Genomic DNA, 25,489 nt, shown 5'->3' on the forward strand with positions numbered 1-25,489 from the left:
TTCACCTCCTTATCAGGGTAAAATAATAGCACCTTGGCTATTTGCCTTGGTGCTTATAATTTTCTTTTGGCTTTTTATCTTTCTCTTTGTTGCCATCAATCACCTGAAACATATCATGGGCTACCTGTCGTCTTAGTTCTTTTAAGTCCTCTTTTGTTGGCTCTGCCGGAAAACTTATTTCAATCCCGAATGGCATATGGTGCCTCCTTGTCAGATTTTTTTGTATATATCATTATACCACTTTTCAAGTTCAGGATCACTACTTGGATCTGATCTCCACTTCTTTAATCGTTTGACAAACTGTTCAGGCTCCTCATGCACCGGCACCAATATGCAAAGGCAATTCGGATGTCCAGGATACGGCGGTTCGTTCCCGGGAGCATATACTCCTTTGCCAAGGCCTTCATCATGTGCTGCAAGGTCATCACAAATATCAGTTATGGGGTGGCTCTTCGATAGTATCCACTTCATTCCTTTGTAGCTCGGCGACATCCGGGCCGCCGCTATTGTTCCTTCACCGAAGGCTGCCGTTGTTTCTGTGCGGGCAAGCCGCAAAGCTTCATAACTGATATCTCCTGGAATTCTGCCGCCCATTCTTTCCATCATTTTGGGATACTCACTGGCTAAAGTTTTTTTTCCTTGTTTTACGTATCTTTCCAGCATTCTGGCTGTTTTCACTGCATCCTGACCTATGGCTACAGATTCCTGAATAATGTCCCGAATGGTTCCACGCAGGTTTTCTCCCTGCTCCCAAATTCTGTCCGATAGGAACAGCCCTTTTTTAGTTCTGGCCCAGCATGCTTCTACTGCCTGGCGGTTTACTCCTGCGAGCATTGCATTCATATGCCCGGTACTAATTCCGGCTTCCTCGAATAAAGAAGATAGAATGCTTTTGGTATATCCCACCCCCGCTTCGACGGCGGTTTGTATATACTCATCCATCTGGTTTTTAAACTGGCCGGCAAGTTTCTCAGCTTCCTGCCGCAAAAGTTTCTCCATTGCTTCAAGATGTCTTTTCCTCAGCATGGCACCCGGCGTGGAAGCGGCCATCTCCCGCAATTCTTCCGCAATTCTATCTGCTGCTCTGATATATAGGCTTCGTATCTCCGGGTCCTGTCTTAACCGCAGGTCGATATATAGTTTTCGAGCTTCCAGGGCCCACCGCCAGTAATCACCGGCGGTACTTTTCAGCTCATCTATTTCCCGGCTCATGCATTACCACCCAGCAATTTGTCTATTTCTTCTTTCTGGCTTGTCAGGAATTGCCCATCTTCCAATCGCATCATCATAAGCCTGGTCTTCATGATCCGTTCCCTTTCACCGGGGATTTCGGGGTCATCACTGATATAATCGTTCATAGTCTCGATATACTGACTCAGGAATTGCGCTGCGGCATCAAGGCTTATGAATCCACCCTGCAAAGCAGTGTTTAAAGCCTGGGTTACTAACTGAAGTTCCTGGGCCACATCTTTTCCGTCTCTCGGGTCTATGTCGTCCCATTCAAGGGTTGTGGCATATGTTGAGAACCTTTTGTTTTCCGCTTGGGCCGTCATTGCCAGTACGATTCGAGCCAATCTCTGCCATGCTTCGGTAAAGTGTTCCCTTTTTCTCGCTATTCTGCGGACCAGTATAGGCATCTGTTCCTTGACACTTGATAAACTACTTGGTGTATGGACGCCAAAAGCGAATTCAGGAGTTTCTGATGTGTCTACAATGCAATAAAAAAGGAGCTGCAATAAATCCTTTGCATCTCCTATAGCTGAATTGACTTCAATAAATCCAGCGTCTTCTTCATCCTGGAATATTAAAAGCTCATGACCATCTAAATTAATTGTTCCACCCTTTGCCGCAAATTCCGCCGGATCTGTTATACCAAAGTTGTTTGCTAAAAATCGTGCAACTTCTTTAAGTTTAAGTTTCAACCGTGGTGTTGAATGCATCTTAGATCCCTGTATGGCATGAAGCATAACATCATGATAGGCTTTCAAAAATGGCTCTATCGGTTCAAGGTCCGATTGACCGAATTCTTTCGTTTCGTCTCCTTCATTCTTGAAATGCACTATAGGAATAAATCCCCATGGGTTCCTTTCTTCCCCCGGCTGTATATCCGGCGGTGTATCACCATCTATTTGTATCATGCGATGGTCTCCGCTAATGCGTTGAGTAACAACGCATCGTCTTGTGTTATTACTTTCATCAAGCCAGATATGTTCGGATTTAAGAACATACTCTTGAACCGACCCGGTAATTGGGTTTCTGATGATTTGCACCACCTGTTCTGGTGGAATGATGTTATATACCAGCCTGGCCTTTGTCTCAGGATACAGCGCTGCATCTTCCGTCTCTTCCCGGGTTATCCAGACAAAACAGTCCCCGTCTCGCATAGCATTACGGTGAGTCTGCTGCATCCGGCTTACATTTGCACCGAAAAAGTCGTCCAGCACGGCCTGAGCATCCGGATCTTCGCTTCGAAAGTGCGGCACACCCATAAAGCCCACAGTCGTATTGATAACGGGCTTTGCAAACCCGGCACCGAGCTTATATGCATCATCTATGTTCTCATAAATGGCCCGAGCTTTCGGATAATCCACACGGCTGGAATTAAGTCGATACGGCGTGGCATAAGTGCCGGTATATAATCTCCATCCGGTAAAGCTGAATATGTCTCTTAACTTTGATATTTCGCCTACAGCCCATGTAAGCCATTTTGGTTTAGCCATATATCTTCACACCTTTTAAAATATTTATAGCTGTCGGATCATAATTGCCTGTGGTTGGTTTAGCAAAAGCAAGAACCACTGCATCGGCCCTGTCCGGTGACATCAATCCCCGTTTCTTCATTTCTTCCTTAGTCTCCAATGCAATCTTACCTTTGCTGGTAATTCGATATTTTCTTGTGGTTAATTGACCCACGAGATCATCGTCGTTAATCAATTCTATCTGCTCTTCCTGTAATAAATCTCTCAAATGTGCCCATGCTTCAGTACCCCAATTCTCGTAATGATCCTGATCCTCCGGTGTTCCTCCGTTATGACAATCAACTATATCTATATAAAGCTTTTCTTCTCTAACAATTTCCCGTAGCCGGTCTGTAACACCACCGCCTACACCATCATCATCAATTTTTACGATGCATTTTGGTTTTCCATACTCTCTCATAAGGTCCTTTGCCAGTGCTATTACATGGCCTGCCGTGACCATTGTATCCTGTTTACTGTATGCTTTGAGATATACCAACTTCAACCCTACTCTTGCCGCTAATACTGTTTCATCATCACCAAACCTTGCGACGTCCACGCCTATTTCTAAAACTCCGTCAGGTTCAGCTTCTCGCATTGTTGCCGCTTCAACAATATCCAGTGGTATGAACGTATCCGGTTCGGCCTTCGGAAATTCACCGAGGACACGCACTCGATATACATCGCTGTCCTCATGATATTTTCTTTTTAATCTTTCAGCATATTCCTGTGTAACTCTCGGGCTGTCCAGACATGAGACTTTCCGGGTCCAATACAGAGCACGGTCCTTGAAAAATGCATCGTGGAATACGCCGCTGTTTTTCGTCGGGTTTCCGCACATAAGCAGCTTTGCATCCGATGTTGTAAGTGCACCTTCTATAGTCTCAAATATGCTATCAGCCACACCAGAGGCCTCGTCTATAATAAAAAGCAGGTGTTCCTCATGGAACCCTGCCATATTCTCCGGTTTATTTGATGTCCTGGCCGTTGCAAACCAGCGCTCTGGATATTGTTTTTGAACAATCTTTGTTTTTTGCCATTCGAAATATGGTTTTAAAGCTGGTGCTCTTTCCAGCCATTTTGCCGCTTCTGCCCACAGTATGTCATGCAACTGCTCTCTGGTCGGCGCTGTGCAAGGTATTTTTGGAAAAGGCCTCGTGAATAAAAACCATAAAAGTGCCCAGGCTTCGAGGGCTGTTTTCCCTACACCATGGCCGGACCTCACTGCTACCCGTGGGTAGTCTGCAAGAGCCTGTAAGGTTTCAGCTTGCCAATCGTCAGGTTCAGCATGGAGTACATTTCTAACAAACAGTACCGGCCTTTTGATGTATTGGATCATGCCTCGGACCAATTCATTTTTCATCTTTTAGCACATCCCAGGCCTCTTTTAACACGTCCGCTAGATTTTCCAAAGCATCTTTTTCGGGACTTTCTCCTAACAGCTCTTGTTTTTGCTTAAATTGCTGTCTAACTTCTGATGCTGTTGCTGACAATAAATCTACTAACGACTTGGGGGGTGCTTTAGCCTTTTCTTTTAATATCTCTTCAAGCCATGCTTTGACTCCTTGATATAGTTCATAGTTGCTTTGAGCAATACTATCAAGCATTTCTATATCTGATAGATGTTTTTTGACTGTTTTTTGCATTTGCTCTTTACTTTTCCGATACTGTTCTCTCGCTTCAGCTTTTATATCGAAATGTTCATTGAGATGTTGCCAAATAGATTTATAACTTATATCTTCGCCGAATTCTTCTTTAAGCCTTGAAGAGAGCGCTCTTGGGCTCATCCCTTCTTCTTTCGCCCATTTTTCAATTTCGACCCGGTGCTGGCTGTTACAAACCTTGCACCGGGAAGAATACCCAGCCGGCATCCGGGCCACCTCCCTGTTACTGTTACGGTTGTTACTGTTACGGTTGTTACGGTAACACAGGCATGAAAAAAGAGCCAAGTTAGGAGCTCTTAAATTTTCATTTATCTTCTTATGTTTTTATAATCAGTATATTTTATACTCTTATCTTTTGTTGAACAGTTTCCGACTTTTAAATCCTTATTTTTGTTCTTAATAGGCTTCATTCTTCTCCTCCTATTCTTGAATCTCAAAAATTTTATTTAACCTTTTTTTAAAATATTCTTTATATGGTTCTTTATTCCTAACCAATTTTAACAATGGCCATTCAAACATAAATAAAAAATCGTCATCATCAACATCATCTAGAGCAGCTTTAGTCTTTTCAAAAGCATCTTCTTCATCGAGTATAATAGCTTTTGCCATAATAAAATTATTATTTAGCATAGAAAAATCAATAGCTTCTAACTCTTCTCTTATTTCATCGACTCTGCCATTTATTTTGTAATATAAATAATAATTTACTTTTGCAATCAGTTGACTGTGTCTATCCATCTTGTCAAATTTATAAATAGATTGATATATACTAGGAATAATGTCACAATTTCTGTCCATATATTTTAGCAATAATTCATTTACATCATTAAACATACGTTTATAATTATCTCTATGTATTAGTTTACTATATTGATAATATATTATCCATCCCAATCTTTCAACTTGCTTTATACGGCTCACTATGTAATTATAATCGGCATTAATTCTTTCTCCTTTTTTTACACAATTAGAATACTCTTTTGAAACATTTTTTAAATAGTAGTCATTAATATATCCATCTGTATGTACAAATAAATTTCTTCGTTGATACAATTCATTAATTAACTCAACAGTTTGCTTTTCATCCTTAAAATTGTCACTAATTTTTAGCTTATCATTAATATATGAAAACCAACTCTTAAAACTCCCTCTAAAAATACTGTCAATCTCTGAGTCTATCAAATACAAACGTGCATCATTAATATTTCCGAATTCCTTCATTTGCTTAAATGTTACGGTTTTATTTTCAACTAAATCCCCCTCATATAAGTTCAAATAGAAATCTCGTAGTATTTCTGAAACTAGAGTTTCTAAGCAAATACACACACTTATAACAGAGGATTGATTTATTAAATCTTTTTTATGAAAACTTGGTTCTGAATCATCTTCTCTGATTCTTTCCATTATGTAGCTCATTACTCCTGGACTATCAGATGTCAGAGATACTTCACCATCTTCATCTTTACTAACTTTAATACTGTTGTATATTTTTTTCATTATAGGATTTTTTTCAATTAAAAAATCTGTAAGTGAATACAATTGCTCCCTTGCATCACCACGAGCCATTTCATCTTCTATATTATTTTGTGTAAAATACTCATCAAACTTTCTATCAAATATAGCATAAACTAAATCTCTTAGTTCTAATATTTCAACGTCTTTCTCTACCTTTTCAGCATTTGACTCTTCTATTATTTTTTCAATTAATTGTAATTGAGTAATGAAACGATTCATTGTATTATTCAATTCTATGCCCATAAGCAACCTCCTACCAACTTTTACAATTTTACGATTGTTATGCGTTATCTGTATCATATCATGTTAAATATTTTATCTGAATAATTTGTTTTCTTTGTATTAATATTCAATTATTTCTTGTTTATTATATTTCTACATAAAAGTAGGAAATTCCTGCATCAATCATTCGACATTTTTCCATATAGAATTATAAAAGCACCGGTTGCCCGATGCTATTATTCCGGATTGGCAGGTTACGGCCAGCTTAGAGGTCTCCGGTGTCTATCTGGCGCATTTATTAAAAGTTTATCGAAACCTGCCATCGTTATATATTGTATATTATCATACTAACATATTTTTACCCACTCTGGACGGCTGTATTCCGGCTGTCTTTAGGCATTGCATCTTCTCCAAAAAGGCCAATTGCTATTTTAGTGACAGCTCGCTTTCGTATTTCCCTGCACCACCGTTCATTAATCCTTACACTATAAGCTATTTGCCACCACTGCTTACCGTTTATATACCGTTCGGTTATTATCTGTCTCTCGGTGTCATTTAGAGCTTCTATTGCCCTGTCGATTCTCTCTATCTTCCCCTCTGTGGCTTTTATTCTCTGCTCAAGAAGCCTTTTCTTGTCTGCTGCTCTTACTCCCGCTTCTTCCGTAATCGAATAAAATGCATAAGTTTTACTGGTCGGCTCTTTATCATAATTAATAGCTGATATTTCCCGATAGTCCATTCCCTCAATTTCCTGCTTCATATTTTCGATACTGGCTTTGAGCGAATTGTAGTTATATAAAAATTTCTCCGTTGCTTTGTAGTAATTCAAAACAAAATCCTCCTCCCTCTCTCCTGGTGCTAGCCCGCCTTTTCCCGGTAATGGTGGCTCTTCCATAATCCTTTTCAGGACCTTTGGCGGCATTTTCGTCCTTGGCCGCCTTTTCTCATGTTCCTGTAGCCACTCATCAAACTCTTGCTCCTTCATCGCCCTCCCTCCCGCAATAGAAAAAGGCACCTCGATTTTCTCGAAGTGCCTCCGGTTTTCCGGTCAGCAGTTATTCATTATATAATTAAACATAGTTGCTCTTCCTTTGGATAAATGATAGGGCATTTCTGCGGCATGTATACGTCTGTAATGGGTATATTATCTCCTCCTAGAGGCGGTTCTACTAAAACTTTTTCTCGAAGAAGTGCGCAATAGATATAACTAAAATCTGGACTCGTATCTCCGCCACCCTGTTGGAAATGGTCAATGTATCGACATGGGCTGTATTCATCGCAATTAAAACAGTTTTTCATATTTCTTGTAATTTCACCCCCTGTCGCTATATCCTTGTAATGTTTAATAACGTGGATCATACTGCCTAGCCTTAAATCCACATTTCTCACATCGCCATTCTTTCCACATTCCCGGCACTACATGAACCTCGACATGTTTGTCACCACATCTTGGGCAGGTTATTGCGATACCTCTACCCTTACAATGCGGGCATATTTCCTCATACAAAGACATTGCTATTTCATCCATTTATATGTTCCTCCTTCACATAATTTATAGACTGCGTCTCTATAACTTAGTCTTTTTAACTCCTTCCTCCACCATGACCGGCAGCCCATCCTGCACTTTTATCGTCACTTCCCCATGCCCCAACTGCCGGATGAATTCCAGCAGCCGACGTTCTTTTTCATGCAGTTCTTGTTCGTTCAATTTCCCGCCTCCAATCGATATATTCTTTAATCGTGATGCATAAGCGAATCTTCCGCAAATATTTCTCATACAGGTCCCACGTCCTTTCCTTCCGCCCCGCCATCGTCGCAAGCACCATCCGCCAGACAAGCTTCAATGCCTCATCATTCACCGTCCGGCCCCCTTAAATGAAACTATCTCCCAGACTCCGTCTTCATCAAAATACGCCCCGCACTTCTTGCATTTGTATAGTATTTCATCGCTATTGATACTCCGTAGTACTCGTGCCTCCCCAAGTTCCAGATTCAGCCACTGCAAGCATCCCGGGCATTGTATCACTTCGGCCATGGCCTACGCCTCCTTAATTTTCCGTTTTTCCGCCAGCAGCTCACAAAGCCGCTTCGTGCACCGATCCATTTCCCGCTGGTATAGCTCCCGGGTTAATCCCTCCGCTATCTTCGATTTGTGGTAGGCGTTTTTGTATTTTGCCATTTGAAGTGCTATTTCAGAATTAATGCTTTCTAAGGTCATTTAGCATACCTCCTCGACTTCTAAAGGCTCAATATATACCTCCGTCCTTGGATTTTGTTTATCATACAGCACCCGGCTACCATCCGTCGCCGCTACAATCTTTGAATTGTCATCTTTTAAAATGCCACATTTTACAAGGATATCGTGTAAGGCTTCATTGAGATTCGTCAGGTCGCATTTTCGCCTCATGTCCATATAAAAAAGGGCTTTGACATTGACAGGATAGTCGATAGGTTTCGGCAGAGGCTTGATGAAATATCGGCATTGTTGCTCATAGCGTTCATACTGGGGGCTTGGAGCGACAAAATACTTTTTCGTTCTATGGTTTAAACGTAATTGCTGATGGTTCTTTTTTGTAATTGGTGGAAGTGGGATGATGATTTTATACTTCATTTGTCTTCACCCTGTCTATCAATTCCTGCAACTTATCTGCGCATTCTCCATACGCTCTACCTCTGCCATAAAAATCAGCATTAGTATACTTATCTGACGTTTTCATGCCGAAGTATTTGTATTGCTTTTCGTCCATTTCGGCCTGGAGCTTTATGAGCTCTTCTATGATGTTCATCACGCACACCCCTTTGCCTTTTTTATGAGTGTGTCCAGCTTTTTGCGCTTTGCCATTAGTTCATATATTGCTGCATCTATAAAATCCGGCTCTGCGTATTCCAGGTCCTGCTCTGCAAGAGCAAGTTCTATTTGGGCTTTTTGAATATGCATTGCGAATATATCTTTCTCAATGCTCATACTTTATCCCTCCATGACTTTGATATCCCCGGTTTTAAGAAAGATTTTATTTATGCACTCCTTATAGCCTTTTTCATTCAGTATCAGGTAAAAATTAGGATATTCTTTGATCACCTTAGCTGTATAATTCCTTCGGCATTCACTATAATTGTTTCGGCCTTTTGTTTTATCTTTGACTTTTATAATTGTATTTTTTGTTAGTTCCATTTTCCGCCTCCTCATCCAGCACCACAAGCCGTGCCAGTATCCGTATCCGTTCCTCGCCTCTGGCCCGGAGATACAGGTCCAGAAGACGGTCACGTTCACTGTATTGCAAGCCAATGTTGTTCCTCATCATCCTGTTTACCTCCTTCCAGCATTTTCATGCTCATGCTGCCACTCAGTCGCTTTATGTCTTCTTTCAGGGCTGCCGGCAATAGACGCTCTTTTTGCTCCCGTTCCGCTACCTGTTCATACATCTTTAGGAACTGCCCTCGAACTACTCCTGGCTCTTCTGAAAGACATATCTCCTGCCAGCCCATGTATTTCACCACTTTTGCCGTCCGTGGTGACATGCTCGCCAGGGCTTCAGCCTGCCGGTAGTAACCGTATAACCTTATGGCTCGTTCGACTTCCCCCCAGGCTTCGGCAGCGGTTTCCGTTTGCGGAGTAGTTATCTCCATAATGGCTTCTCGCATCTCGGCCACTGTGGGGAAGTATTTTGCAGTGGCTAGTATCTTGAAAAGTGCTTTCTCGGCAACTTTGTAGGGCACATCCTTCAACATCTCAAACCAAAGCATGGCCGTAGGACCCATATCACGCTCCTGCATGGCAGGGAAATTAGCCACAGCCCACCCCACAAGATTTTTTATTTCATCCAGTGTCATTCTTTCTTAATCCCCCTTTTGCGGATAATTCCATTAGACTAGCAAATGCACGAGGTATATGTTTTTTGGGTTCCTCCCTTGCTTTTTTAGCATCGAATTCTCTCTGTCTGTGAGCAACAAGGGTATCCCACTTTTCCCGAAGCTTCCCCGGGCTTAGTATGTTTGCTTTCCAGAAGCTGTCCCGATGCGACCAGTCAATCAGTGCCCGTATCTCGTCCGGACTTCGGTTATCTATGCGAATCATGAGGTCAATGTCATAGGCCCATCGCTTCAAGCCCTTTGCTGATGGTTCAGGGACCTTAGCGCCAGGTAGATTTTCTAATATGCACTGCCTCATGAACATTGCGAGCTGATATTGAACTGTATCTTCGCTGAAAAGTGGTATGATATGCCTCTTGCTTTTTTTGCCTTCGTTTTGGGGTTCCTGCGGCTCGTCCGGGCTTTGCTCGGACGTAGTACTAGTACCTGAAGGTGAAGGTGAAAGTGAAGGTGAAGGAGAAGGTGAAGGTACGCAAATGCGCTCATCTGCGCTACCTTGCGCGCAAGTGCGTGCATCTGCGTGCGAATTATCTCCCAAGAGCGTTTCTGCGCTATCCTCTGCGGTTTGTAGCTCTTCATCGTCCCCCCATGGAGGATTTGGCGGGGGTGGGCAATTGGAATCATCCAATTCTCGCTTACTGCTTCGTATGTAAGTTTGATATTTATAGTATTTTTGCGGATCTATGGCTAAATAATATTTGCCGTTAACTTCATATTTATGAACTAATCCTGAAGCTGCATATAATTCAATGGCTTGTTCTATATCTTTCGCAGTGTATGGAAATGCTGGGAATATGCTAAGCTTAATTTTCATGGGCACTGCTTCCATTCGGCCCCAGTCATCGAAACCTGTAATAAACCAGGGCCACATAAGAGCTGCTACTGGGTTCTCTGATGCAATATTGGCTATCCGTTCATCTATACTCATATCGCTGGTGATGTATCGTTTCCTTCCCATTTTTCCCTCTCCTTAATGCACAAGTAACAAATCAATTACTTCACGAGCACATTTATATGGATCCGCCCATATTTCACTTCCGGTAAAATGTATAATTTGATACCCAGCCATCATTAGCATCCTGTCTCTTTGCTTGTCTCTAGCAGCTTGTTCTTTTGTTTTTTCATGGAATTCGTGACCATCACATTCGATGATGAGCTTTTTGCATGAATTCAAATCAGTAATATTTCCTAAATAAATACATATATCAACCCGATATTTCTTACCCAAAATCTCAATCTCTCTTTGAGGTTCTAAATAGAATCCAATATGGGTAAGGCCTCTTCCATCAGCTACATCTAATAAGGCTAAAACTAATAATTGTTCAATAGGGGATTCACAGTCCTCGATTATTGACAAATATTCGTAAGCATAGTTGTAAATTATTTTATTAATAAAATCCTGAACTTTTGGTTCTAAGTGTTGAATTCTATCTATTAACCATTTATTGTTATCATCCAATATCATCTTTAGACCCCCGCCCCTTAATTTACCTAATGGTTAAATAAATCAAAAATACATAAACTAATTATGGAGGTGCTTGCTATGAAGGACATGTCACCTGTTGATTGGATAATTGCTAGTATCCTGTCAGTGGGTTTAACTGTCCCTTTCATTTTCATCATGAAAGACATGGCGGACTCCCTCAGGATTATAGCGAAGAGGCAACCTTCCTGAGTCTGCGGAGGCCTACTATCAAGGGGCCTCCGTCTATTCAATAAGGGATATAGGCAGGCCGGGGATAGCCCACCCGCCTAAAATGGAATATCGTCGTTATAATCCAACTGCCGTTTTACTTCTGATTTAACTCTCTCCCACGCTCTTTGAAATGTGCTATCAAGATTGCCGGTAACATCAATTTCGATCTCAGCCTCTGCTTTACGGTTGTTGTATCCAGGCCCTGATTTGAGTTCGGAATATGCAACACGAATTTTCATCACTCATTCCCTCCCACTACCTTTAAATTTGGCTTTTCAAACAAATTCAACTGATGCATTGCCCTGCCCATGGCCTCCACATCTGGCATATATAACCCATGCCGGCGGACTACATCCACAAAATCCTCTAGGTCATGAGGCACCAAGATAAATTTAGCTTCATCGTCATCCCATCCGCAGTGACAAAGTTCGTGGTCAAGAATTGCCATCTTTCTATTTACATCAACTGTGGCCCAGACAAAATGGTTAAGCGTAATTATAAAATCGTATCCATGCAGTAGCTTCTCTTTCTCACTGCATCTATGAGCACTCCCCAGGATTGTTTTACCGTTTTTCTTCCAGGTATCCGTTTTGAATATGTATGCAATTTTTGCAAGTCCAAGGTGTGGATGATATTTTGATATGAGCTGTTTTGCAAGGTTCTGAACGTCTTCGGCAATTTCATATTTCAAACCCATATTGGTCCCTCCTTTCGGGGCCTTTAGGCCCCCTTTATTGCCACCACAAGATTATCAAATTCTGTATTCTTCGATTAGTCTTTCTAACTTCTCCTTAAATTCGTAATAACTATCCCTTGTTATGCAAAATTCTTCTTGTATTTGTACTTTCATTTCACAATCATCGAGTATGGTAACTTCTATCATGTTCTTTCCTCCTATATACGCAAAGCAAAATATTCCGCTATTGTCGCAATGCCTTTTATGGAGCACTCGCAGTTACGAACGTCCCACCATGCACATTTTTCTTCTTTGCATGCAACGTCATGCAATCCGTTTTCAACATATCCTGTATCCTTCCAGACATACCTGCTCAACATCGGGCAAATTTTTTCATCCATGCTTCTCCCTCCTCCCGGCACCGGCTATTGCGCCGCCGGTGCCTTTTTATTCTGTTTTCTCACTATCGCTTGACAATCCATACAAAGCGCCCGTTTGAAGTATTTCTCGCTATATTCTTTTTCCTTCTCCGATATCATCTTTCCACATTCGTCGCATGTTTGTATTTGTCCATATTCCACTGCTTCAGTATCTCCGACATCTTCGAAAGGCTCTGGAATACTGGGCTCTCCTCCATCTCCTTCCGGGCTTCCATCTTGCTCCGGATATCCTCCCGGACCCTCGTTATCTCCTCCGCCATCCTGCCGAAAAAACTCCTGATCCTCGCCCTCGAATGCGGCCACGTCATCAGCTTCTTCCTCCCGAATCATATTCTCCACATCTAAAAAGCCATTGGCGGTTATATACCGAACACACCGGTTAAAGGCTCTTGTTTGGGCCATGACATCGGCATGAGGCTTAATAGTGCTCATCTGAATATTTTCAGGGCTGGCTGTGGCTTTAGCTTCTACCTTCAATCCGTCGCCAAAGACGATAATACATTTTGCCACTGCGGTCCCTTGCGGGGCTGTGAACATTTCTGCCATATAGTCACGCTCTTTGCACATCTGCTCTATGATAGGGGCAGGCAGTGTCTTTGCCAATTGGAGCATCTCTTGAGGGCTTTCGTGAGCGTAGCTGCCCATAATCGTTAGTATGCTCTTAATACCCTTACGCTTGTTGGCAACTTCCTGGAGCTTGAGTTTAAGGCCGCCGGTGTCTACGTACGGCTTGCCGCCCAAGGCTACCAAAAAAGGTTTCATTCCTTTTACGTCCAGTTTGCCGTTATACTGCGATATTTCAGCCAGGGCTTTTAGGACCTTTGGGTCCTTATCCGCTGGCACCATCTGTTTTTCATTTGTTGCCATTTTTTACACCTCCACCGTAAATTCCGGATTTTGCGGTATTGCTACCACTCCCGGAATAGCTTCGCCAGTAGTTTTCGAAATTACTCGTTCACCATCAATGACCGTATCTTTCTTTAGAGTTGCCCAGTCTGCTCTTTTCTCGATCTTCACTAGTTCAGTCATCCCATTTTGCTCAAGCCAAGCTATTAGCTTTTCTTCGTCTCGTTCAATCTTCGGTTGTTTGTATTTCTTGATCAGCTTTCCGCTGGGAAGCGCATATGTCTCCTGCGTCTTGGTCTTTTTGTGTGGCACTGTCTCGAAGTATTCCGCCAGTTTCCCTGAAAAGAATCCGACTTCCCGCTCCATTTTTTCCTTTTCTGCTGCTAGAGCTTCCTGTAATTGTGCTATTTTGTCATTTACGACCATCTCAAACCGCCTGAATTCGGCTTTTGCTTCCCTGATTTTGTCTAATGCCCAATCGGCCTGGCTATCGTTCTCGATTTTCCAGCTTTCTTTTTGCTGTTCATCTTCTATGTCCACGCCCAGGTTCTTCAGGGCTATGTTTGCTAATATGTTCATCATTCTTCCTCCTTGCATTTTCCCCCAGCATTTGCTATACTGGAGGTGGTGTTAGATTGCCCTTGCCATAAGGGCTTTTTCTTTTTGTGTCTCTGTAAACAGAATGGCTAATGCTGCACTTACAACATCTTCTACTTCTTTGGTCACCTCCCGCCATTTTGGTTTTTCTGTTTCGTCGACTTCTCCGTCGCAAGCTATTTCGATTAGTGTCCTGTCTACCGATTCAAGGTCCTTAACCTCCTTTTGAAATCTTAAGACAGCCCTTGCCAAGTCCGAGAATTTTATATCAGGCAAATATTTCTGTCCTACGGCTGTTGAGTATTTTAGATGTTCATAACCAAGCCATGGTGCCCGATATGCTTCAATCATCCTGCAAACCACATCATCCGGCGGTATTGTTACGCCCGTCTCATAATCTGCCAGAGACCGAACACTGACATTTATTGCCTCTGCTGCCTGAATTTGTGTTAAACCTGCGCTTTTTCTAGCAATTTTGTAGATGTTTTCGCAATGGGCCTGCATTCCCTTTCCCTCCTTTCTGCTGTATGATAAAGGCAACGAAGCAGTTTTAAGACAGTCTTAATTTCACGCACTTTGCAGGATACTGAAAATAACCTCATCACGCTCCCTCCTCCCCGTATAAATAAGAGATATAATCTTGTAGGTTGCTCATCTGCGTCATGAGCTCCTGGTGCAATTCAATCAGCCTCTTTTCAGCTTCCCTGGCCTGGCGGATGATTCTGTTGCACTCATCAATTTCACGTAATGTTACCGCCAGTTGCTCTTCGGACCTTGCCAGATCTTCCGGAGTTAATCCTCCCTGGAGCCATTCCTCTTGCCCCTCCCGCCTGTTTGGGGCGATTTTCGCTATTGTTCCCATGCTTGTCCCTTCTTTCGGTAAAAATTTTTGGCATCAGACCACTTCCTCGATTTGCCGCAGAATATCTGTTTTTGTATAGGGCCCGATTGCTTCCCATAGCACAAGTGTTTCGATGGCTCGCTTTACTGCTTCTTTATTTGCAGGAGTTACATGGATACTCAATTCGATGTTGATAAAATCCGTTTTCGGTCCGAATTTCAAAACTGTCACCTCCTTGTGGCTCTCATTTTCCTCAACTGCTGCAGTTGCTTCAAGATCCTCCCTATGCACAGCCGGCAGATTTTTCCCTCATCGGGCCTCAGCCGTCGGCCACAGTGTTCGCACCGTTGCATCGGTGGTCACCTTCTTCCTTTTCTTTTTTTATCTCCTGGGCCAGTATCCGGGCCATGGCCAGCAGATTCGGGTATAGTATCTTTTGTAGTTGTTCCTCCGTCATGCCCTCCGGGGGCCCGGATTCTTTTTCGATTATTTTGGGTATCATGGTCTCAGCTCTCCCTTCATGCGGTTTGTTCTTTGCTTACCCTTCTTAAGGCCACAACATTGTCTTCCTTAAGCAGCTTCCTTATGAAGTCCAACCCCTTCTGATACACCAGGGTCTTAATGTTTATACATACCGTTCCGTCTGGCTTGGAGTATTTCTGCTCTATCGTTCTGAAGTAACCACAGTCGATGTATTTTTGATATGGGATGTTATTGCTCATTAAGACGCCTTTATTCCTAAGTATCTCGAACAGTTTGTTGCGGCCTATGCCCATATCAAGCACCTTTGCCGCAGATCCTATATCTATGGCATCTTTGCTGCCGGCCACTGCGTCATAGAATTCAGCTTTTGGTAACAGCTCCTGTATCTTTTTATCCTGCTCTTGGATGATTTTATTGGCCTCCAGCACTGCTGCGGCTAATAGCTTTCGTGGATCAGCCGGAAGGTTATTTTTAAGCTCTTGCTCCATGCGGTTGAATTCATTAATATAAGCGACTTTGAATCTCATGGCTTTCTCGCCGGTCCAGCCCATTGTGAGAAGAGTAAATCCATCTTTTGTGAGAAGATATTCTTTGTAAGCCTGATTATTTTGCGGATGAATGTAAGTTGACTGGATGAAATACTTTTCTGCTTGGGTTTCCTCAATTTTGAGGAGACCCCCTATAAGTTCCTCAATGTCTCTTATGACATTGTCATGACGTTTATCAAAATTCTCTGCAACTATCCTGCTGGATACAACCAGCATTGAGCCTTCTTGTTTTATGCCAAGATGGATTATTTCGCCCATAAGTTCATCTCCTTGTTGATTGTTTTCTCCTCTCTCTGGTGGTAAAATTTTCTTGGAGAGGAGGTGATAATTATGAGCATTACATGCCCATTTTGTGGCAACCAAAATGTTCAGCAATTAAAAAACATACAACCCAATCAAACATATGCGCTTTCTATAATCGATACCGACAAAGGTCCTACACTTCCATCACAATACTTGCCAGTAGATGTTTACGGTTGCTTGCAATGTAAAGCCATTTTTCTTGTCTGTGAATCGTTGAGAGAAAAGAAGTAGTCTATTTTGCTGTTGGTATTGTATCTGCAGTAAGTTCTCTAATTGCCGGTATCAAATCAGCGGTAAGCCCATTTTCCTTTTTCTGGCGGGTCTCAAGTTTATCGTTTATCTTTTTGAGTTCCGCCAGAATCTCTTTTAAAATTTCCTCCATCCTGCTCCCTCCCTTCATGCGGTTTGCTCATACGTATCTGCATAATGTCTGTGCGACCATTCTGTGACCTTTGACACACCATAACCGACATATTGTTCTACAACAACAACATCTGTGTAATACCCTGGTTTGTAATCTTTTGAATTGAAGGCTTTAATTATGGCCTCACTCTCATCGTTAGCAATAATTTCATGCATTTCGTTAAACTGCACACCATCTTTTCTTGCCTCGCTCGGCACAAACACCTTGAAAAATCTTTTGCCTGCAAATGTTTTCATATTTATCATCCTTTCTTTTTGGTTTATGCGGTTTGCTGATTCGTTCGAGATGCTTGAACTTTTGTGTCAAAAAAAATTTCTTCTACCCTTACACCCAATATCTGACTTATCTTAATGGCTTTCTCTAAAGTCATTTCAACATCTCCGTTTTCCAATTGGCAATATCCGCTCTTGTCTTTATATCCTAGTTTTAAAGCCATTTCCTTTTGTGTTATGTTTTTATCAGTTCTTATTTTTTTGAGTTTCTCATGGACCTTTTTCAAGTTCATCCCTCCTTTGCTGTTCAAGCATCTTCAACTTTCAATTATTATTATAGTTCAATGTTATTGAACTGTCAATAGGGTTATAATAAAAAAGTTAAAATTTCTTGAACAATATTTTTCTATCTTGAATCGAGTGATATAATTAGTTTAAGATTTATGAACTGAGGGGTAGAATATGCCAACCATTGGTCAAAGAATAAAACAATTAAGGCTAGAAAATAATCTAACCCAAGAGGATTTTGGTAAATTATTTGGTATTGTCAAATCAACGGTTTCTATGTATGAAAGCGACAAAAGTATACCTGATGATGAAATTAAGAAAAAAATAGCCGAATATTTTCAGGTTACTCTTGACTGGCTTATGGGGATATCCGAAATTCGTAACCCCGCCGACAAAATCACCGACTCCGTCTCCGATGACCCGGAACTGGCGAAGTTCTGGGATGAACTCAAGAATCGGGAGGATTTAAAATTACTATTTAAACAGATTAAAGACATGCCTCCAAGCGATGTCAAAAAGATTATACGGGTAATTAAGGCGATTGAAGATGAAGAAGCGGCGCATGATGATTTATAAAAATATATGGGGGGATAAAATCTATGAGTAATAATGCATCAGATAGGGAGTTACTAGAACTTGTTCTTGCTCAAGTAAGCAAGCTAACTATGGACATGGATGGAATGAAATCAGAAATGCGGGAAAGATTTAACCAGGTAGATGAAAGATTCAATCAGATAGAACAAAGAATTGACAAGATTGAAAAAACCGTGATTAAAATCGAACATGAGCATGGTGAGAAACTCTCAGCCCTATTTGATGGATATAAACAGAATAGTGATAAGCTAGATCGAATTGAAACCGAAGTATCAAAACATGAGGAAGTAATATTGCGCCGCATAAGATAAACTTAATGGTAAAACAGTCAAGATTTTACTTTTGATTCAAGGGGGCGGCTGAATGTTGGTTTTAGATGAGCCCCTATTCCGGGCTTTAATGGATGGCACTATGCCATTCCATGAGGTTATGAATGCATTCGGTATACGGGTTACTATTGCAAACCTCCCACCTGCTGTGTATGGGTTTACATATGTAAGTAAGAAAGGTAATTATCATTTAGCTCTTAACGGAAATATAAATTATGAAACTCAATGCAAAGTTTTTATTCATGAGATAAAGCACATTATAAATGATATACCAAAAGAAGGGTATATCATCGGGCTGGACATGCAACATCAGACATTCGAAATCGAAGCGGATAAGGTAGCTGAAAGTTGCAGCCGGTATAATGCTAAAGTCGGTTAGACGACGATGAGGTTAGAAAAGATTTGAGTGCCCCGGAAATGAGTCAGTGGCTCGAGGTGCCGGAGGAATTAGTAAGGTATAAAATGAATACCTATTGATAAAAGGATTTTATACTATTCATGATTATATGGAGGGGGTTTTCCTTGGCTGAATTCTCTTTAGATAATCTATATCTTGATGAAGCTTTAATAGATGTTCGTCATCCTGATTCATTATTTTTCAATGACAAAAAAGCAGAACTTGTTAGCAAGTTGGGCAATATTTTACCTAATTACTCAATTCAACCTGATAATACAATAGCTCTATTCAATCCTGAAATGAAGACTAATGCTAATATTAGTATAAATAGATTTGGGTTAACATATAGTGAACCCAAAGATGTAGATGAGTTCATATTATTTGTAAAATCTTTTTCAAAAACTGTATTGGATTTTCAAAAAACCCATTATCTTAAATAGAGTTGGAATACGATATTTCTTTATAAAGGATACATCCACAATACAAATGGCTCAGAAATTTATAACGAAAAATTTTCTACGATATAATTATTTCCCAAACTCTTTCAAAGCTAATAATATGACCACCGAGATTATTTTCCATATACAAAAGAATTATAAGATTAATTTAAGATTTGCTCCTATCGGAAGGCAAATAATTAATATTACAGAAAATCATACTGAGGCAAAAAGACGTTGGGGCCTACTTATCGATGCGGATTTTTATATCGAAAATATTCCGTTTAATGACTCCTTTGATTTCTTCCAAGATAGTAAAAAATATTTATTAAATGACGTTTGTAATTTTTTAAATTCTTTCTAAGGGGAATATTATTATGTTAGATCCAAATCCAGAATATAATATAGAAAACTCAACTGTAAAAAAACCAACAATAATAAAAAATACTTCTCCTGAATATTCAATTAAAGCATTCCTTGAAGTTCCTCCAGATACCACAGCAATAATTTACTATGATAAGAATTTATCTGAGAAAGATGATTTTTATCAAGCAAATAGTGTTATAATAAGAAAAAAGAATCAAGTTTTTCCAAATAATAAATTTAGACAAAGCCGTAATTTTGATAAGCATTATTCTGAGAATGCATATTTCTACTCCGAAGAATGCAATTCTTTAAATATCCCAGAATATTATAGAACTATAAGAATATATTCTCGCGAATCTTCGCTGGAGGAACCTAATATGACTAAACTATTTTTAGACAATTTTAGCATGCCATTTCTAATTTTTACCTTGATAAGCTGTCTTGGTATAACTTTTTTCTCTATATCTTTAATATTATTAATAATTAAGGGGATTTACATAATACATCCGTATTATTCGATAATGGGTGTTTTTGGTTCAATCGGACTATTGTCAACAGTAATTTCTGCTATAAAGTATTATAAGGAGAAATTGTTATAATGATAGATAAAGCTATTTCCTTTTTTAAAAAAATATCGGATATTCCTAAAGCAAAGCCATTTGAAACAGTAAATTTAAGATTTTTTTTGGTAATGAGTATAACGGCTATTATTTTATGCATGCCAAATATTGCAAATTTAATTTATTATTATGCTATGGATATTAAATTCACGCCATTAGATTCTATATATTATTTTTTACCTTCTGTTGGAGAAGCTTTTTTATGTACAAGTTTTTGTTTTTGGTTGAGATATCAGGAATTATCTATTAAGAAAACAAAATTTATAAAGAATCAAAAACTGTAATATATTTTTATTTAAATGCGGGAAACCGCTTTTTATTTCAGCTTCATATAGAACAAATGTTTATAAAACAGTAAAATAACACTAAAAAGGGGGCCTTCTTATGAATGAAATATTGAATTTCCGCAGCCCAAAAATACAGTCAAAAAGTATCAAATATGCAGTTGCCCTCTGCCGGGTTTCTACTGAAGACCAGTTCACAAAAGGCCTTTCTGTCCCGGAACAGCGCCAGCGGATTCAGAAGTGGGCGGATGAACATAATGTAACTATTTTAAAATGGGTCGAACTCCACCATTCCGCTTATCGTGGGCTAGATGAAGATCCTGAAGTCCTGGAACTATTGGAATATGCCAAGAATAACGACAAAGTGTCTCTGTTTTTAGTCGATGAAAAAAGCCGGTTCGCCCGCCGGAAATATCTTCGGGTGGTATGGCAAGAAGAGTTGCGCCGGCACGGTGTAACGGTCATCGGAGTCAGCGAGCCACAATATGACCGGAACTCAATTCACGGCATCTGGCTGGAGGGTATTTCTGAGACCAAAGATGAGGCCCGGAGTATCGAAACCGCCTATCATACCGTAAAAGGTATGACAAGAAACGCCGGCACCCGGGACCCTGAGACAGGTTACTGCTATAAAAACGGTGGAATTGCCCCGGATGGATACATAAACAAACGGGTTATCAGAGGAAAAGACTCCCGTGGGAAGGATATTACCAAACTTCTATGGGAGATTGATGAAAAAAGGTCCTGGCTCATCCGGTATATGATCCTGGAACTCTGGTATCGAAAAAAAATGTCATATAGAGATGTGAGGGACCATCTCAATACTAAAGGTACCGAATATCAAAATAGAGAGGGTAGGCCCTGGTCAGTAACAACTATCAGGGAAATCTGTATGCGTGCCCTGGAAGGTGTTTATTCAGGCCTTTACTATTGGAACCGGACGGGGCGGGATCTTAGGGGAACCGGCCAGAAATGGAAAGATGCAGATGACTGGGTAATAATTGAGAATGCTCATCCGGCAATTATCACCCAAGCCGAATGGCAGGAATTAAAGGAGGTAATGGGACCTTTGGTGGAAAAAAGAAAGAGAAATATAATTCCTACCAGAACTGAAGACAGCCCATATCTTTTTAGCGGAGAAAATGCAGTAGGAGAGCCCATGTTTGTCTGCCTTAACTGTGGAGGTCCTATGAACAGCCAACAGATGGGAAAACATCGTTATATGTATTATGTATGTGCTAATTTCAAAAATAAAGGCAAGGCTGGATGTAATAAGGCTGTTGCACTCAGGAAAGAAGAAGTGGAAGGAAAAGTGCTGGCGGCCATAAAGAGCCGTTTTACTCCGCAAAAGATAAAAGTAATAGTCCGGGAAATGAATGAAATACTTAAAGAAAATAATAATGACCTTTACAAAGCTGAAAATCATTTACAAAAATCTATTATTGAAACAGAAAATGCTATAAATAATATTTTAGCCGCAATCCAGGAGGGAAAAGATTCAAAAGTTATTCCATTGCTTTTGAGCCAGCTCGAAAAACTCCAGGAGGAAAAACAGACCCTTGAAACTGAACTTGAGGAAATTCAAAAGGAAAGTCCAAAGGTAGATAAAATTGAAGAAGCCACAATCCTTGCTCAAGTCCAGAATCTAGAATCAATCCTTATGGATTCTACCACATCAAATCATACCAAAAGAATGGCTGTGAGAAGCTTTATACGTCAATTACGCTTTAATCCCGATACCGGTGAGATATATGTTTATTTCTGGCATGATCCGACCGGGCAGGATATTAAGCGTTTAATGCTAATGAATGGAAATAATCAAAATAAAAAAGAAGATGAAAGTTCATCTTCTATTCGTAATGAATTATCTGATAATGTAATGAAAAAAGGTGGTGCCGGGAACCGGAATCGAACCGGTATGGGTATCGCTACCCGCAGGATTTTAAGTCCTGTGCGTCTGCCTGTGGCCCTCAAATCCGCATTTTTACTGGGTTTTTGACCTTCCCACATGCTCCAGGCACACAGGATTATTATTTATATTCAATATATCACATTTTGTCTATTTTGTAAATATAGTTTATCTATCCCGAAAATAAATCCCAGTAAACCGGTTTTAATACCGATCCAAAGTTTTAAGTAGTTCATTTCTTCAGATGTTCTTCAACATGCTTCCACATTTCTTTTTCGGCCTCTTTTCCAAGACCTAGCTTTTGTGTGGCACGATATTGTGCTAGATATGCCATAAGTTCAATATCATCTTTCGTGAATTGTGTGCCTCCTACAATCGACATACCACATACGTTTTGCTGCATGTGCGTGGCTTCGTGTACCAACAAGGCAGCAGCATTCTTCGCCAGCCATTCTTTGTCACACCTGGAATTTATCCACATATTATAGGAATCTGTGTTAAAAATTACAGTACCATCGGAAACAACCGCAGCGTCGTATCGTTCTTCAGTGTCAGCTTTACCTAGTTTTATGTTTTTAACATAACTTAATACGATTCTATATTCATTCGGAGTCTTATTTTTTAATACTTCCAATGCTTCAGTTATGAATTTTTTGAAGTCATCTGGGCCATCTATTGGCGGTGTTTCAAGGTCAGTTTCCGTCCAATACCGGTTTACCAATTCTGCAAATAATGGTAATTCAGGTTGTTCTTGCGGTAATTCCGGTTTTTCTTCAGGTTTTGAGTTAACGTAAATAATATTTGTCGAGCTATCATAATGTATATCTACGCCCAGAGCTTCAGCTATTGTTCGAAATGGTACGAGAATATAACCATTTACCACACGTGGAGGAATATTGCATTTTAGCGGCGTACCATTGACAAGTATTGTATAATCCTCCTGTGCTGCATATACCACAGTTGCCATAATCATAAGAGTCATTAAAACTATTGTGAGTTTTCTTTTCAAGCTCAATGCCTCCTAAAATCGTTTTTAAGCATTGCTTTTTAGCGTTTTAAATTAAAACCATTTGCGAAGAAAAACTCGGTCTATAAAGGGCATTTAAAGGGCCTGCAGGTTAATGCCGATGTAATCCGCTTTTGCCGTCGGCATTGGAATTGGCAATCCATCTTCCTTGAGGCCCTTTATGTGAATTTTTATGGCTTCAGCCATGTTCTCCCTGACCTCCTGTGGAGTTTTGCCCGTCGCTACGCAGCCGGGAAGGTCCGGTGAATAAGCAGAATAGTTGTTATCCGCCTTTTCGATTACGACCAGAAACCTGTTCACGGCTATTTTCCCTCCTTTAGCCTGGCTTGCTTTAAAATGCTGTTTAAAGTGCCTGGAGCCAGGTCATCATTCAGATGACCGGCTATGGTGACACGTCCTGGTTTTACAGGATGCTTGAACTGCCTGTGGCTTCCTTTTTGGGTAACAATATACCAGCCATCCTTTTCTATTATTTTTATAATATCACGGACTTTCATCTTTGATTATCCTTTTCTGCAATAAAATTTTCCTTTCATTTATTCATTATTAGTTTGTGTTTTATTTTCTGGTGTATAAACAAGAAGGTTAGCCGGTGTGCAGTTTAATACTTCGCATAGTTTATTTAGTGTATCAAAACGAATTCCATCCGACTGATTATACCACAGTTTGGTCAGTGTGGACCTTGCAATGCCGGTTTTCACCGATAGGTCGCTGATATGCCGCACACCTCTTTCGGCCATAATTGTAGCAAGCTTGCATGTAATCATTTGTTCACCTCCAATTATCTAAAAGCCAGGATTTTCGGATAAGCACACCCTTGGAGCTTTTATAAACGGCAGCGTCAAATGAATTGCCGTGAACAAATCAGCCGAACAATTTGTCCATTCATATTGTATCATATGCAAGACAATTTATCAATAATTTATTTCAAATTGATTTAAATTTTTATCATAAATCTATTTACAAAATGAAGCATATATGCTACAATATATAATAGCAGGCAGGACAAAATCCTGCTAGCAAAAAATATTATATAGGAGGTTTTACAAATGTTAGTATCAATGGAAAAGGTCAGGGAAAAACTGGAGGAAAGGAGGATGGGTATTAAAGCCAGACTGTGGGATTCGTTAACGGATGAGCAAATGATAGGAATTTACAGATATGCTACGGAAGAACAGGAAAAACTGCTGAGCGCATCGAATGATAAAAATGCAACAAAATGGGATTCATTGACGGACGAGCAGCTTAAAGTGATTTATCAAAGTTTAACAAAAGACCAAGACAGGTTATTGGACTATCTGGAAGACATGGAGGCTATAGAACAATTGCTACAGGACGGTGAATGGTCTCACTTACCAGAAGAAGACAAGTTAAATGAAGAATGAAACATGTCAAGCCCTGCATGATATGCAGGGCTTTTTCTTTTCCTTCGGCATCCGTAAAGCTGACAAGGCTATCGGTAGGGCTTTTCTTCGGACTTTCATGTCAATTGCATGGGTATCCCGGTATTGGGCATGGAGCCGTGGGATTGGTTCTGGGTAAGCCCTGTCGCTTCATATGCGCACCGATTTTTTTTTTTTTTTTTTTAACGCTCACAAGGCTCGAATCTTGATACGGATGGATATATTGCAATGTTACGGAATATATGTTACTATCTAATTAATGGGATTATTTGGGATGGAGGTGCATTAACATTACTGCACGAAAAAGAATCGTATGGTTAATTTTCGCTATTTATATTATGGTTCTGGGCTATCTGGCATTCGGGTCTTTTGGTTGGTCTTTTACTGACCGCTTGGTAGCATTTGGTTTGCAAGTTCCCCAGTATGGTTACGGAACATATTATGTGCGTGAAAATTTCAGTCCTTTTTCTCCAGAAAAGGAGATGTACGGCACTCATCAGATCGGGTATGGGCCTAATTATGGTGGTTTCCTGGCCTATTCCGTGGGTGGCGCCGTCATTGCATATCTGCTTCAAGGCGGCGAGACAACGAAAAAACAGCAATAGTCTAAATAAATGGCAGGGTGTATTGGGATTAATTTTAGGGATACTGTATCTTCTCGTAAACGCTCACCTGCACGGGCATTTTTAGAGTTAAAGAAGGTGCATCCAAGAAACAAGAAAATCGGAAAACCCGAAGCGCAAATCAACGCTATTACCGC

The 25,489-nt window shown here is 40.5% G+C and carries 45 protein-coding genes; 9 read left to right on the forward strand and 36 right to left on the reverse strand.

The annotated features are described in order from the left end of the window. Positions 1 to 37: 37 nt before the first annotated feature. The 32 genes from D2962_RS17565 to D2962_RS09640 all read right to left on the reverse strand — a co-directional run bounded on the left by D2962_RS17565 (position 38) and on the right by D2962_RS09640 (position 17,362). Positions 38 to 196, reverse strand: coding sequence for a hypothetical protein (locus D2962_RS17565; protein WP_162991178.1), 159 nt, complete (start codon positions 194 to 196; stop codon positions 38 to 40). 14 nt (positions 197 to 210) lie between these two features. Further along, positions 211 to 1,212: a hypothetical protein gene (locus tag D2962_RS09500; RefSeq protein ID WP_122014832.1), complete on the reverse strand. Its 1,002-nt coding sequence runs from the start codon at positions 1,210 to 1,212 to the stop codon at positions 211 to 213. Continuing rightward, a complete protein-coding gene (locus D2962_RS09505) occupies positions 1,209 to 2,720 on the reverse strand; it encodes a phage portal protein (RefSeq protein WP_122014833.1) in 1,512 nt (503 codons plus the stop codon). Before D2962_RS09505 ends, D2962_RS09500 begins: the two co-directional genes overlap by 4 nt. Then, positions 2,713 to 4,101, reverse strand: a complete 1,389-nt coding sequence (locus D2962_RS09510; protein ID WP_122014834.1) for a DEAD/DEAH box helicase family protein — start codon at positions 4,099 to 4,101, stop codon at positions 2,713 to 2,715. Before D2962_RS09510 ends, D2962_RS09505 begins: the two co-directional genes overlap by 8 nt. Continuing rightward, positions 4,091 to 4,609: a hypothetical protein gene (locus D2962_RS09515; protein WP_122014835.1), complete on the reverse strand. Its 519-nt coding sequence runs from the start codon at positions 4,607 to 4,609 to the stop codon at positions 4,091 to 4,093. Before D2962_RS09515 ends, D2962_RS09510 begins: the two co-directional genes overlap by 11 nt. Before the next feature lie 213 nt (positions 4,610 to 4,822). Next, positions 4,823 to 6,160: a hypothetical protein gene (locus D2962_RS09520; RefSeq protein ID WP_122014836.1), complete on the reverse strand. Its 1,338-nt coding sequence runs from the start codon at positions 6,158 to 6,160 to the stop codon at positions 4,823 to 4,825. Between the two features lie 337 nt (positions 6,161 to 6,497). Continuing rightward, positions 6,498 to 7,124, reverse strand: coding sequence for an ArpU family phage packaging/lysis transcriptional regulator (locus D2962_RS09525; protein WP_122014837.1), 627 nt, complete (start codon positions 7,122 to 7,124; stop codon positions 6,498 to 6,500). A gap of 357 nt (positions 7,125 to 7,481) precedes the next feature. Further along, the gene (locus D2962_RS09530; protein ID WP_122014838.1) at positions 7,482 to 7,667 is read right to left on the reverse strand and encodes a hypothetical protein; all 186 of its coding nucleotides are present in this window, start codon (positions 7,665 to 7,667) and stop codon (positions 7,482 to 7,484) included. A 39-nt stretch (positions 7,668 to 7,706) separates the two neighbouring features. Beyond that, the gene (locus D2962_RS09535; RefSeq protein ID WP_162991179.1) at positions 7,707 to 7,847 is read right to left on the reverse strand and encodes a DUF2292 domain-containing protein; all 141 of its coding nucleotides are present in this window, start codon (positions 7,845 to 7,847) and stop codon (positions 7,707 to 7,709) included. Between the two features lie 147 nt (positions 7,848 to 7,994). Continuing rightward, positions 7,995 to 8,174 (reverse strand): hypothetical protein, encoded by a 180-nt coding sequence (locus D2962_RS09540; protein WP_122014840.1) that lies wholly within the window; start codon positions 8,172 to 8,174, stop codon positions 7,995 to 7,997. Between the two features lie 3 nt (positions 8,175 to 8,177). Beyond that, positions 8,178 to 8,357 (reverse strand): hypothetical protein, encoded by a 180-nt coding sequence (locus D2962_RS09545; RefSeq protein WP_122014841.1) that lies wholly within the window; start codon positions 8,355 to 8,357, stop codon positions 8,178 to 8,180. After that, on the reverse strand, positions 8,358 to 8,750 hold the full coding sequence (locus tag D2962_RS09550; RefSeq protein ID WP_122014842.1) for a RusA family crossover junction endodeoxyribonuclease: 393 nt from the start codon (positions 8,748 to 8,750) through the stop codon (positions 8,358 to 8,360). It abuts the gene before it with no gap. Beyond that, positions 8,740 to 8,925 carry a hypothetical protein gene (locus tag D2962_RS09555; RefSeq protein ID WP_122014843.1) on the reverse strand — a complete coding sequence of 62 codons (186 nt, stop codon included), beginning with the start codon at positions 8,923 to 8,925 and terminating at the stop codon, positions 8,740 to 8,742. Before D2962_RS09555 ends, D2962_RS09550 begins: the two co-directional genes overlap by 11 nt. After that, positions 8,925 to 9,104, reverse strand: a complete 180-nt coding sequence (locus D2962_RS09560; RefSeq protein ID WP_122014844.1) for a hypothetical protein — start codon at positions 9,102 to 9,104, stop codon at positions 8,925 to 8,927. Before D2962_RS09560 ends, D2962_RS09555 begins: the two co-directional genes overlap by 1 nt. Before the next feature lie 166 nt (positions 9,105 to 9,270). After that, positions 9,271 to 9,441 (reverse strand): hypothetical protein, encoded by a 171-nt coding sequence (locus D2962_RS17570; protein ID WP_162991180.1) that lies wholly within the window; start codon positions 9,439 to 9,441, stop codon positions 9,271 to 9,273. Continuing rightward, positions 9,407 to 9,970, reverse strand: coding sequence for a replicative helicase loader/inhibitor (locus D2962_RS09570; protein WP_122014846.1), 564 nt, complete (start codon positions 9,968 to 9,970; stop codon positions 9,407 to 9,409). The genes D2962_RS17570 and D2962_RS09570 overlap by 35 nt, the downstream gene beginning before the upstream one ends. Next, positions 9,957 to 10,967, reverse strand: coding sequence for a hypothetical protein (locus tag D2962_RS09575; protein WP_122014847.1), 1,011 nt, complete (start codon positions 10,965 to 10,967; stop codon positions 9,957 to 9,959). Before D2962_RS09575 ends, D2962_RS09570 begins: the two co-directional genes overlap by 14 nt. Before the next feature lie 12 nt (positions 10,968 to 10,979). Beyond that, the gene (locus tag D2962_RS09580) at positions 10,980 to 11,474 is read right to left on the reverse strand and encodes an endonuclease domain-containing protein (RefSeq protein WP_122014848.1); all 495 of its coding nucleotides are present in this window, start codon (positions 11,472 to 11,474) and stop codon (positions 10,980 to 10,982) included. A 287-nt stretch (positions 11,475 to 11,761) separates the two neighbouring features. After that, positions 11,762 to 11,947 (reverse strand): hypothetical protein, encoded by a 186-nt coding sequence (locus D2962_RS09585; RefSeq protein ID WP_162991181.1) that lies wholly within the window; start codon positions 11,945 to 11,947, stop codon positions 11,762 to 11,764. Further along, entirely contained in the window at positions 11,944 to 12,402 is a 459-nt protein-coding gene (locus D2962_RS09590) for a putative metallopeptidase (protein WP_122014850.1), read from the reverse strand. The genes D2962_RS09585 and D2962_RS09590 overlap by 4 nt, the downstream gene beginning before the upstream one ends. A 54-nt stretch (positions 12,403 to 12,456) precedes the next feature. Continuing rightward, on the reverse strand, positions 12,457 to 12,588 hold the full coding sequence (locus D2962_RS19220) for a hypothetical protein (protein ID WP_281273645.1): 132 nt from the start codon (positions 12,586 to 12,588) through the stop codon (positions 12,457 to 12,459). 11 nt (positions 12,589 to 12,599) lie between these two features. Then, positions 12,600 to 12,782, reverse strand: a complete 183-nt coding sequence (locus tag D2962_RS09595; RefSeq protein ID WP_122014851.1) for a hypothetical protein — start codon at positions 12,780 to 12,782, stop codon at positions 12,600 to 12,602. A gap of 24 nt (positions 12,783 to 12,806) precedes the next feature. After that, on the reverse strand, positions 12,807 to 13,688 hold the full coding sequence (locus tag D2962_RS09600) for a hypothetical protein (RefSeq protein WP_122014852.1): 882 nt from the start codon (positions 13,686 to 13,688) through the stop codon (positions 12,807 to 12,809). 3 nt (positions 13,689 to 13,691) lie between these two features. After that, on the reverse strand, positions 13,692 to 14,249 hold the full coding sequence (locus D2962_RS09605) for a host-nuclease inhibitor Gam family protein (protein WP_162991182.1): 558 nt from the start codon (positions 14,247 to 14,249) through the stop codon (positions 13,692 to 13,694). Between the two features lie 48 nt (positions 14,250 to 14,297). Continuing rightward, the gene (locus D2962_RS09610) at positions 14,298 to 14,768 is read right to left on the reverse strand and encodes a helix-turn-helix domain-containing protein (protein WP_122014854.1); all 471 of its coding nucleotides are present in this window, start codon (positions 14,766 to 14,768) and stop codon (positions 14,298 to 14,300) included. A gap of 97 nt (positions 14,769 to 14,865) precedes the next feature. Then, entirely contained in the window at positions 14,866 to 15,126 is a 261-nt protein-coding gene (locus D2962_RS09615; RefSeq protein ID WP_122014855.1) for a hypothetical protein, read from the reverse strand. Positions 15,127 to 15,159: 33 nt separating this feature from the next. Continuing rightward, positions 15,160 to 15,327 (reverse strand): hypothetical protein, encoded by a 168-nt coding sequence (locus tag D2962_RS17575; RefSeq protein WP_162991183.1) that lies wholly within the window; start codon positions 15,325 to 15,327, stop codon positions 15,160 to 15,162. 97 nt (positions 15,328 to 15,424) lie between these two features. Next, positions 15,425 to 15,607 (reverse strand): hypothetical protein, encoded by a 183-nt coding sequence (locus D2962_RS09620; protein WP_122014856.1) that lies wholly within the window; start codon positions 15,605 to 15,607, stop codon positions 15,425 to 15,427. Positions 15,608 to 15,623: 16 nt separating this feature from the next. Then, complete coding sequence (locus tag D2962_RS09625) at positions 15,624 to 16,394, reverse strand: Rha family transcriptional regulator (protein ID WP_122014857.1); 771 nt, start codon at positions 16,392 to 16,394, stop codon at positions 15,624 to 15,626. 277 nt (positions 16,395 to 16,671) lie between these two features. Next, on the reverse strand, positions 16,672 to 16,821 hold the full coding sequence (locus D2962_RS17580) for a hypothetical protein (protein ID WP_162991184.1): 150 nt from the start codon (positions 16,819 to 16,821) through the stop codon (positions 16,672 to 16,674). A gap of 14 nt (positions 16,822 to 16,835) precedes the next feature. Further along, complete coding sequence (locus tag D2962_RS09635) at positions 16,836 to 17,099, reverse strand: hypothetical protein (protein ID WP_122014859.1); 264 nt, start codon at positions 17,097 to 17,099, stop codon at positions 16,836 to 16,838. Between the two features lie 23 nt (positions 17,100 to 17,122). Continuing rightward, positions 17,123 to 17,362 carry a helix-turn-helix transcriptional regulator gene (locus D2962_RS09640; protein ID WP_222927494.1) on the reverse strand — a complete coding sequence of 80 codons (240 nt, stop codon included), beginning with the start codon at positions 17,360 to 17,362 and terminating at the stop codon, positions 17,123 to 17,125. A 175-nt stretch (positions 17,363 to 17,537) separates the two neighbouring features. Between D2962_RS09640 and D2962_RS09645 the strand changes: the two genes are divergently transcribed. From D2962_RS09645 to D2962_RS09680, 7 genes are all read left to right on the forward strand, one after another. Continuing rightward, positions 17,538 to 17,939, forward strand: a complete 402-nt coding sequence (locus tag D2962_RS09645; RefSeq protein ID WP_122014861.1) for a helix-turn-helix domain-containing protein — start codon at positions 17,538 to 17,540, stop codon at positions 17,937 to 17,939. 23 nt (positions 17,940 to 17,962) lie between these two features. Continuing rightward, a complete protein-coding gene (locus D2962_RS09650) occupies positions 17,963 to 18,268 on the forward strand; it encodes a hypothetical protein (protein WP_222927495.1) in 306 nt (101 codons plus the stop codon). 52 nt (positions 18,269 to 18,320) lie between these two features. Next, complete coding sequence (locus tag D2962_RS09655) at positions 18,321 to 18,665, forward strand: hypothetical protein (protein ID WP_122014862.1); 345 nt, start codon at positions 18,321 to 18,323, stop codon at positions 18,663 to 18,665. A 143-nt stretch (positions 18,666 to 18,808) separates the two neighbouring features. Next, positions 18,809 to 19,123 carry a hypothetical protein gene (locus tag D2962_RS09660; protein WP_122014863.1) on the forward strand — a complete coding sequence of 105 codons (315 nt, stop codon included), beginning with the start codon at positions 18,809 to 18,811 and terminating at the stop codon, positions 19,121 to 19,123. 374 nt (positions 19,124 to 19,497) lie between these two features. Further along, a complete protein-coding gene (locus D2962_RS09670) occupies positions 19,498 to 20,085 on the forward strand; it encodes a hypothetical protein (protein WP_122014865.1) in 588 nt (195 codons plus the stop codon). After that, positions 20,085 to 20,390, forward strand: a complete 306-nt coding sequence (locus D2962_RS09675) for a hypothetical protein (protein WP_122014866.1) — start codon at positions 20,085 to 20,087, stop codon at positions 20,388 to 20,390. Before D2962_RS09670 ends, D2962_RS09675 begins: the two co-directional genes overlap by 1 nt. A gap of 100 nt (positions 20,391 to 20,490) precedes the next feature. Continuing rightward, positions 20,491 to 22,389 carry a recombinase family protein gene (locus D2962_RS09680; RefSeq protein ID WP_122014867.1) on the forward strand — a complete coding sequence of 633 codons (1,899 nt, stop codon included), beginning with the start codon at positions 20,491 to 20,493 and terminating at the stop codon, positions 22,387 to 22,389. A gap of 142 nt (positions 22,390 to 22,531) precedes the next feature. Here the strand turns inward: D2962_RS09680 and D2962_RS09685 are convergent, their stop codons facing one another. From D2962_RS09685 to D2962_RS09700, 4 genes are all read right to left on the reverse strand, one after another. Continuing rightward, a complete protein-coding gene (locus D2962_RS09685) occupies positions 22,532 to 23,308 on the reverse strand; it encodes a stalk domain-containing protein (RefSeq protein ID WP_122014868.1) in 777 nt (258 codons plus the stop codon). 93 nt (positions 23,309 to 23,401) lie between these two features. Next, positions 23,402 to 23,626 (reverse strand): type II toxin-antitoxin system HicB family antitoxin, encoded by a 225-nt coding sequence (locus tag D2962_RS09690; RefSeq protein ID WP_120767361.1) that lies wholly within the window; start codon positions 23,624 to 23,626, stop codon positions 23,402 to 23,404. 2 nt (positions 23,627 to 23,628) lie between these two features. Beyond that, the gene (locus D2962_RS09695) at positions 23,629 to 23,823 is read right to left on the reverse strand and encodes a type II toxin-antitoxin system HicA family toxin (protein WP_120767362.1); all 195 of its coding nucleotides are present in this window, start codon (positions 23,821 to 23,823) and stop codon (positions 23,629 to 23,631) included. Between the two features lie 39 nt (positions 23,824 to 23,862). Then, positions 23,863 to 24,093, reverse strand: a complete 231-nt coding sequence (locus D2962_RS09700; RefSeq protein WP_122014869.1) for a helix-turn-helix domain-containing protein — start codon at positions 24,091 to 24,093, stop codon at positions 23,863 to 23,865. 282 nt (positions 24,094 to 24,375) lie between these two features. Between D2962_RS09700 and D2962_RS09705 the strand changes: the two genes are divergently transcribed. Both D2962_RS09705 and D2962_RS17585 read left to right on the forward strand, forming a co-directional pair. Further along, the gene (locus D2962_RS09705; protein ID WP_122014870.1) at positions 24,376 to 24,711 is read left to right on the forward strand and encodes a hypothetical protein; all 336 of its coding nucleotides are present in this window, start codon (positions 24,376 to 24,378) and stop codon (positions 24,709 to 24,711) included. 461 nt (positions 24,712 to 25,172) lie between these two features. Then, on the forward strand, positions 25,173 to 25,334 hold the full coding sequence (locus tag D2962_RS17585; protein ID WP_162991185.1) for a hypothetical protein: 162 nt from the start codon (positions 25,173 to 25,175) through the stop codon (positions 25,332 to 25,334). Positions 25,335 to 25,489 lie beyond the last annotated feature (155 nt).

Source organism: Biomaibacter acetigenes (assembly GCF_003691585.1).
GTDB lineage: Bacteria > Bacillota > Thermosediminibacteria > Thermosediminibacterales > Tepidanaerobacteraceae > Biomaibacter > Biomaibacter acetigenes.

Coding starts and splice junctions, on each gene's coding strand:
- D2962_RS17565 (WP_162991178.1), bottom strand. CDS start 196: ATGCCATTCGGGATTGAAATAAGTTTTCCGGCAGAGCCAACAAAAGAG.
- D2962_RS09500 (WP_122014832.1), bottom strand. CDS start 1,212: ATGAGCCGGGAAATAGATGAGCTGAAAAGTACCGCCGGTGATTACTGG.
- D2962_RS09505 (WP_122014833.1), bottom strand. CDS start 2,720: ATGGCTAAACCAAAATGGCTTACATGGGCTGTAGGCGAAATATCAAAG.
- D2962_RS09510 (WP_122014834.1), bottom strand. CDS start 4,101: ATGAAAAATGAATTGGTCCGAGGCATGATCCAATACATCAAAAGGCCG.
- D2962_RS09515 (WP_122014835.1), bottom strand. CDS start 4,609: ATGCCGGCTGGGTATTCTTCCCGGTGCAAGGTTTGTAACAGCCAGCAC.
- D2962_RS09520 (WP_122014836.1), bottom strand. CDS start 6,160: ATGGGCATAGAATTGAATAATACAATGAATCGTTTCATTACTCAATTA.
- D2962_RS09525 (WP_122014837.1), bottom strand. CDS start 7,124: ATGAAGGAGCAAGAGTTTGATGAGTGGCTACAGGAACATGAGAAAAGG.
- D2962_RS09530 (WP_122014838.1), bottom strand. CDS start 7,667: ATGGATGAAATAGCAATGTCTTTGTATGAGGAAATATGCCCGCATTGT.
- D2962_RS09540 (WP_122014840.1), bottom strand. CDS start 8,174: ATGGCCGAAGTGATACAATGCCCGGGATGCTTGCAGTGGCTGAATCTG.
- D2962_RS09545 (WP_122014841.1), bottom strand. CDS start 8,357: ATGACCTTAGAAAGCATTAATTCTGAAATAGCACTTCAAATGGCAAAA.
- D2962_RS09550 (WP_122014842.1), bottom strand. CDS start 8,750: ATGAAGTATAAAATCATCATCCCACTTCCACCAATTACAAAAAAGAAC.
- D2962_RS09555 (WP_122014843.1), bottom strand. CDS start 8,925: ATGAACATCATAGAAGAGCTCATAAAGCTCCAGGCCGAAATGGACGAA.
- D2962_RS09560 (WP_122014844.1), bottom strand. CDS start 9,104: ATGAGCATTGAGAAAGATATATTCGCAATGCATATTCAAAAAGCCCAA.
- D2962_RS17570 (WP_162991180.1), bottom strand. CDS start 9,441: ATGATGAGGAACAACATTGGCTTGCAATACAGTGAACGTGACCGTCTT.
- D2962_RS09570 (WP_122014846.1), bottom strand. CDS start 9,970: ATGACACTGGATGAAATAAAAAATCTTGTGGGGTGGGCTGTGGCTAAT.
- D2962_RS09575 (WP_122014847.1), bottom strand. CDS start 10,967: ATGGGAAGGAAACGATACATCACCAGCGATATGAGTATAGATGAACGG.
- D2962_RS09580 (WP_122014848.1), bottom strand. CDS start 11,474: ATGATATTGGATGATAACAATAAATGGTTAATAGATAGAATTCAACAC.
- D2962_RS09590 (WP_122014850.1), bottom strand. CDS start 12,402: ATGGGTTTGAAATATGAAATTGCCGAAGACGTTCAGAACCTTGCAAAA.
- D2962_RS19220 (WP_281273645.1), bottom strand. CDS start 12,588: ATGATAGAAGTTACCATACTCGATGATTGTGAAATGAAAGTACAAATA.
- D2962_RS09595 (WP_122014851.1), bottom strand. CDS start 12,782: ATGGATGAAAAAATTTGCCCGATGTTGAGCAGGTATGTCTGGAAGGAT.
- D2962_RS09600 (WP_122014852.1), bottom strand. CDS start 13,688: ATGGCAACAAATGAAAAACAGATGGTGCCAGCGGATAAGGACCCAAAG.
- D2962_RS09605 (WP_162991182.1), bottom strand. CDS start 14,249: ATGATGAACATATTAGCAAACATAGCCCTGAAGAACCTGGGCGTGGAC.
- D2962_RS09610 (WP_122014854.1), bottom strand. CDS start 14,768: ATGCAGGCCCATTGCGAAAACATCTACAAAATTGCTAGAAAAAGCGCA.
- D2962_RS09615 (WP_122014855.1), bottom strand. CDS start 15,126: ATGGGAACAATAGCGAAAATCGCCCCAAACAGGCGGGAGGGGCAAGAG.
- D2962_RS09620 (WP_122014856.1), bottom strand. CDS start 15,607: ATGATACCCAAAATAATCGAAAAAGAATCCGGGCCCCCGGAGGGCATG.
- D2962_RS09625 (WP_122014857.1), bottom strand. CDS start 16,394: ATGGGCGAAATAATCCATCTTGGCATAAAACAAGAAGGCTCAATGCTG.
- D2962_RS17580 (WP_162991184.1), bottom strand. CDS start 16,821: ATGGAGGAAATTTTAAAAGAGATTCTGGCGGAACTCAAAAAGATAAAC.
- D2962_RS09635 (WP_122014859.1), bottom strand. CDS start 17,099: ATGAAAACATTTGCAGGCAAAAGATTTTTCAAGGTGTTTGTGCCGAGC.
- D2962_RS09645 (WP_122014861.1), top strand. CDS start 17,538: ATGCCAACCATTGGTCAAAGAATAAAACAATTAAGGCTAGAAAATAAT.
- D2962_RS09650 (WP_222927495.1), top strand. CDS start 17,963: ATGAGTAATAATGCATCAGATAGGGAGTTACTAGAACTTGTTCTTGCT.
- D2962_RS09655 (WP_122014862.1), top strand. CDS start 18,321: ATGTTGGTTTTAGATGAGCCCCTATTCCGGGCTTTAATGGATGGCACT.
- D2962_RS09670 (WP_122014865.1), top strand. CDS start 19,498: ATGTTAGATCCAAATCCAGAATATAATATAGAAAACTCAACTGTAAAA.
- D2962_RS09675 (WP_122014866.1), top strand. CDS start 20,085: ATGATAGATAAAGCTATTTCCTTTTTTAAAAAAATATCGGATATTCCT.
- D2962_RS09680 (WP_122014867.1), top strand. CDS start 20,491: ATGAATGAAATATTGAATTTCCGCAGCCCAAAAATACAGTCAAAAAGT.
- D2962_RS09695 (WP_120767362.1), bottom strand. CDS start 23,823: ATGAAAGTCCGTGATATTATAAAAATAATAGAAAAGGATGGCTGGTAT.
- D2962_RS09700 (WP_122014869.1), bottom strand. CDS start 24,093: ATGATTACATGCAAGCTTGCTACAATTATGGCCGAAAGAGGTGTGCGG.
- D2962_RS09705 (WP_122014870.1), top strand. CDS start 24,376: ATGTTAGTATCAATGGAAAAGGTCAGGGAAAAACTGGAGGAAAGGAGG.